Here is a 5,242-nt window from a genome sequence, read left to right on the forward strand (position 1 = left end):
CTGTCCGAATTTGCGGGGCCAGCTCTGCCTTCAGCAGCCGGTAGACCGAGGCCTCGGATACAAAGTACTTTCGTTCGTCAGTGAACCGCACGGCCAGCTCGCGTGGCGACAGCTCAGGCAACTCCAACGCCAGGTCGATGATCTGACCCCGCACATCGTCGGGGATGCGATTCCAGACCCGGTCTGGTCGAGACCGGTGATCGGCCAGCGCTTCAACGCCTCCCTCGCGGTAGCGATCATACCAGCGATAGAATGTGGCGCGCGGGATACCGAGCTTGTCCAGCGTGCGCTTGGCGGGAAGATGCGATTGCTCGACCTGCTGGATGATCTCGGCCTTCTCAGAGGCGGGATACCTCATGCCTCGTCCTCCCCCTCTCTCACCCGACAGGTGAATGCGGAGCATTCACCTATAGAGCCCGTTCATGCTATTTTTGAGCAGACGGTTCTCCAGGGTCAGATCGGCTACGGCCTCCTTCAGGGCAACAGTCTCCCGGCGGAGATCCTTCACCTCGCCGGAGGTCGCAGCTCGTGCCGTGTCGCCCGCCAGGCGGCGCTTGCCGGCCTCGAGGAACTCCTTGGACCAGCCGTAATACATCGAGGCGGCAATGCCCTCGCGGCGACAGAGCTCGGAGATATTTTCCTCGCCGCGCAATCCTTCCAGCACAATGCGGATCTTCTCCTCCGACGAATAATGCCGGCGGGTTTGTCGCAGAATGTCTTTTAGAACTTGTTCTGCGGCACTTTGCCCGGTACGGATTTCTGCTTCATCTTCGCTCCTGGTGGCTACGATGAACCAGAAATCCTCCCTCCGCAAAATCCTTCAATTTGTCTCACAGGTCCTGACGGCGAACACCCTTCGACGATGAGGCGCGCGCCGTGAAGTTGGCCAACGACACCGAATTTGGGCCGATTTCCTACGTCTACACCGAGGACCTGAAGCGTGGTTTGCGCCTTTCCGGGCAAATGCAGAGCGGCATGGTCGCGCTGAACAGAGGACTTGCGTCCGATCGGGCGGCGCCCTTCGGTGGCAGCAAGGCAAGCGGCCTCGGTCGTGAAGGCTCGAACCGAAGGCATCAAGGAATACCTTGAAACCAAAGTACATTGCGGTCTCGCTCTAGCGCGCGATGGGTAGTCGTGTGCCGATCTTTGGACGAGCGGATCGAGCCCGACGACGTCATTGAAATGGATGTAAGCGGGATCGGTGTTGCGCTTGGTGGTGCTCGGCGAGAGCAGGATTGGTAGGTTACAGAATACAATGCTTTTCATAGAACGCGGCGGCCCCCGGGGGGTGATCGCCAAGAAATAAAAAAGATACCAACAAGTGGAGGAGGAGAAATGGGCGCGGTGAAGAAGGTTTTCATCGTAGGTGGCGGGATTGGCGGCTTGACGGTCGCCCATGCGCTTCAGCGGATAGGCGTATCTACCAGAGTCATTGAGATGGGAGATAAGCGTGACCGGATCGGCACCGGTATCACGCTGCTGGGGAATGCCTTGCGGGCACTTGCCGAATTGGGATTGGTGGATGCCTGCCTCGAAGGCGGCCTTGGTTGGGATACCGTGTCGGTACGCGATGGCGCGGGAACGATTCTGAGCGAACAGTCCTCACCAAGAATTTGGGACGCTGATCGTCCAGCCGCACTGGGACTCATGCGGCCACGTCTGGGACAGATTCTGGAAGACTTTGCGACGAAGAGCGGCGCGAAAATCGATTTCAACACAACGATCACCCGTATTGATCAGGACGATCGAGGGGTGACGGTTCAGCTATCGAACGGCGAGACAGATCGCGCCGATCTGCTGATCGCTGCGGATGGAGTCTATTCCAAGATCCGCCAGAGCATCTTCGGCGACGAGTTCAAGCCGCACTACGCCGGCCAAGGGGTATGGCGTTATACGGTTTCTCGCACCGAGGCGATGAATGGCTTCGTCCTGTACCGCCTTCCGACGGGCCGCGTAGTTGGCGCGCTGCCGCTATCGAAGGAATTGTGCTATCTATTCTTCCTGGAAAGCACGGACGAAAAGCTTCGTATTCCGCAAGATCGGGTGTGCGACTATCTCCGTAACCTGCTCGCCCCCTTTACGGCGCCCGAACTGGTCGCGGCTGCCAAGGTGATCGGCGAAGACAAGCACATAAGCTACCGCCCATTTGATGTCTTGATGATGCCAGCCCCCTGGCACCGTGGCCGTGTCGTGCTGCTCGGCGATGCTGCCCATTCGTTGATGCCGCAAATGACATCCGGCGGCGGAATGGCGATCGAGGATGCGCTGGTTCTGGCCCAGGAACTGAATCGCAACGACGATCTGGAGACTGCGCTCAAGACCTATTGCCGACGCCGCGAAGAAAGAGTCGGGCGCGTATACGACATTGCATACGCCATTTGCCGGGAAGAGCGCAAACCGGAGCATGGCCGCGACTATTCGATGGGCCTTCTTCGTGAAGGCTACGCGTTTCTGGCTGCGCCCGTCTGATTAGAAGCAGGCGAAGTCACATGGGAATTTGACGGACGTCGCTACCGCGGTGGATCGGCCACATCCGTGGACTGAAGGTAAACTCTGTAGCATTTTGGCCGACAACAAGCATGTCACGACAGGGGAAATGCATGACAAGACAAGCAGGTTCGTTGCAGGGATGGATTTTGACCTCCGCCCATGGATGACGGTGTTCGGAGTGGTCCTGCTATCGCCAGTCCTGCCACTTGCGCATTCGGGTTTTGTGCGAAATCCTTCATCATGAACGGTGGTTGTATTTCCGGTTTCCCTTAAGCTTGCGCTTGGTCAAGGAAATGCTGGCGGCGCGTGGCATTGGCATGACCTATGAAACCGTGCGCCAGGGGGGACGGAAATTCGGCAAGCTGTTCTCCGATCGGATCCGTCGAGCGCGCTCCCACCCGCGGTGACAAATGGCATCTGGACGAGGTCGTTATCTCGATCGCGGGCGAACAACATTGGCTCTGGCGCGCTGTCGACCAGAATGGCTTCGTTCTCGACGTCTTGATCCAGCGCCGAAGAGAGACTCGCGCGCTGCCCAGCGGCTCATGAAGAAGCTCTTGAAATCCGCCGGCACGCCGCCGCGCGTGATGATCACGGATAAGCTGCGTTCGTACGGCGCTGCGAGGGCGAAGATGGGCTTTCACGTCGAACATCGCCAGCACAAAGCTCTCAACAATCGGGCCGAGAATTCTCATCAGCCGACGCGGCGACGCGAGCGGATCATGAAGCGTTTAAAATCGTCCCCATCAGGCTCAACGGTTTCTGTCAGTTCACGATCAGGTCGCGAACCTTTTCCACATCCCCTATCCCGGAGCCGTCACGGCCGACTTCCGTCGAGCTTCGCGCGAACGAGCCTTTGCGACTTGGCGCGAGATCTCCAGGACAAGCGCTATCGCCGACTCTCGACCTCTGAGACTCGCCTCCTTCAGCTCGGCGATCGATTAGTTGACGATGCCTGCGATGGACCTCGGCTTCATCGGGCTTGGCCACATGGGTGCGCCAATGGCGCGGAACCTGCTAAAGGCTAGCCATCATCTCATCGTCTACAATCGCACGCGCAGCGATATTGAAGCCCTATCACTACTTTGGGTGCGCCGGGAGACCGGCAAGGAATAGATGGTGGAAGTCCATTGCGATGAAGGTGTAGCGAACCACATCGGCCCCGAGCCGTGCGCAGGCGTCCGCGAGGGTGTCGGCGAAGCGTCGGTAGGGGAGCATGCAGGCCAGCCATTGAGCCGCGAAACAGTGTTATCTCGGGAGCCGACGCTGTCCAAAGAGCGGAAGGCAATATGGGCGAGTGCGCAAACGCGAGCACCCGTCCAACCCGGCGTGGTCGTAGACCCTGGCATGTATGGAAGCTCCTTGTACGGGAACCGGGATATCTCCGGGTCGGCCATCTTCCTTCTCGGAGGAGATGGTCCGCAGCGGGAAGGCGAGGAGCTGTAGCCGCTGATGCACGACACGGAGAAGTCTGACTCTGGCATAGTAGCTGAGAAGCCAACGAACAAAGCCGGATTACTGGCGGCGGAGTGGGCGGAGCCAAGGCCGGGGACCAAGGGAAACGCGGAACAGCAGCGCATGCACCGGACACAGGGCCGGGCTCGCATGACCCAGTCGCTGGACCGCGTACGGACAGCCGCAAGGCTGAGGAAGAAGGACCGGTTCACCGCGCTCTTTCACCACATCAATGTCGATACACTGCGGGCGGCGTTCTTTGCGCTCAGGCGTAAGGCTGCTCCCGGAGTGGATGGCATGACGTGGGAGGACTACGAGGAAGATCTCGAGCCCCGGCTCGCCGATCTGCACAAACGGGTCCAACGAGGAGCGTATCGCCCGCAACCGTCTCGCCGGACGTACATACCAAAGGCAGACGGCAAGCAGCGCCCGTTAGCGATCGCGGCTCTCGAAGACAAAATCGTCCAGGGCGCCAACCGTCATCGTGCTCAACGCCATCTACGAAGGAGACTTCTGTGGCTTTTCCTACGGGTTTCGGCCCGGCAGAGGACCACATGATGCGTTGGACGCGCTCTGCACAGCGATCGAGACGCGGAACGTGAACTGGATCATTGACGCCGACATCCAAAACTTCTTTGGCGCAGTCAGTCAACCTTGGCTGGTTCGCTTCTTGGAACATAGGATCGGCGACAAGCGCATCATCCGCCTCATTCAGAAATGGCTGAAGGCGGGGGTGTTCTCGAAGACAGCGTCGTAGCCGCTGATGACAGGGGAACGGGTCAAGGTTCGGTGATTTCACCGCTTCTCGGCAACATCTACCTGCACTACGCTCTCGACCTGTGGGCCAAACGCCGGCGACAGCGCGAGGTCTCCGGCGGCATGATCATCGTGCGTTACGCGGACGATGTAGTAGTCGGCTTTGAGCGCGAGGATGACGCACGTCGTTTCCTTGACGCGATGCGCGCGAGACTGGAGGAGTTCGAGCTGACGCTCCATCCGGCCAAGACCCGCCTGATTGAGTTTGGTCGCCATGCGGCGGCTCAACGCAAGCAGCGCGGACTCGGAAAGCCGGAAACCTTTGCGTTCATGGGGTTCACGTTTATCTGCGGCAAATCACGCCAAGGGCGCTTCCAGCTTCAACGGAAGACCCGTAGCGACCGCTTGCGAACCAAACTCCGCGAAATCAAGGAGGAGCTAAGGCGCCGAATGCACTGGCCGATCCCTGCACAAGGGAAATGGCTGAGGCAGGTCTTGACCGGCCACTTTGCGTACTTTGCTGTCCCGACGAATGGCCGAG

5 protein-coding genes and 2 pseudogenes are annotated in these 5,242 nt (G+C 59.3%); 6 read left to right on the forward strand and 1 reads right to left on the reverse strand.

Annotated features, from left to right (window positions below; all coding sequences use genetic code 11):
- A pseudogene (locus tag IC50_RS39935) lies at window positions 1-768 on the reverse strand (helix-turn-helix domain-containing protein); the annotation flags it as partial.
- 108 nt (window positions 769-876) lie between these two features.
- Between IC50_RS39935 and IC50_RS39940 the strand changes: the two are divergent.
- The 6 genes and pseudogenes from IC50_RS39940 to IC50_RS43980 form a co-directional block, all read left to right on the forward strand.
- Window positions 877-1,089: an aldehyde dehydrogenase family protein gene (locus tag IC50_RS39940; RefSeq protein ID WP_014498644.1), complete on the forward strand. Its 213-nt coding sequence runs from the start codon at window positions 877-879 to the stop codon at window positions 1,087-1,089.
- A 246-nt stretch (window positions 1,090-1,335) separates the two neighbouring features.
- Window positions 1,336-2,469 carry an FAD-dependent oxidoreductase gene (locus IC50_RS37685; RefSeq protein WP_011090930.1) on the forward strand — a complete coding sequence of 378 codons (1,134 nt, stop codon included), beginning with the start codon at window positions 1,336-1,338 and terminating at the stop codon, window positions 2,467-2,469.
- Between the two features lie 227 nt (window positions 2,470-2,696).
- Window positions 2,697-3,435 (forward strand): annotated as a pseudogene (locus tag IC50_RS39945) (IS6 family transposase).
- A 15-nt stretch (window positions 3,436-3,450) separates the two neighbouring features.
- Complete coding sequence (locus tag IC50_RS37700) at window positions 3,451-3,606, forward strand: NAD(P)-binding domain-containing protein (RefSeq protein WP_018269530.1); 156 nt, start codon at window positions 3,451-3,453, stop codon at window positions 3,604-3,606.
- A 937-nt stretch (window positions 3,607-4,543) separates the two neighbouring features.
- Window positions 4,544-4,702, forward strand: coding sequence for a hypothetical protein (locus IC50_RS43975; RefSeq protein ID WP_342714148.1), 159 nt, complete (start codon window positions 4,544-4,546; stop codon window positions 4,700-4,702).
- A 32-nt stretch (window positions 4,703-4,734) separates the two neighbouring features.
- The coding region (locus IC50_RS43980; RefSeq protein WP_035716714.1) for a reverse transcriptase domain-containing protein at window positions 4,735-5,242 on the forward strand (508 nt) is incomplete at its 3' end.

It is taken from the genome of Bradyrhizobium genomosp. I (2014), assembly GCF_000261685.1.
Lineage (GTDB): Bacteria > Pseudomonadota > Alphaproteobacteria > Rhizobiales > Xanthobacteraceae > Bradyrhizobium.

Coding starts and splice junctions, on each gene's coding strand:
- IC50_RS37685 (WP_011090930.1), top strand. CDS start 1,336: ATGGGCGCGGTGAAGAAGGTTTTCATCGTAGGTGGCGGGATTGGCGGC.
- IC50_RS37700 (WP_018269530.1), top strand. CDS start 3,451: ATGGACCTCGGCTTCATCGGGCTTGGCCACATGGGTGCGCCAATGGCG.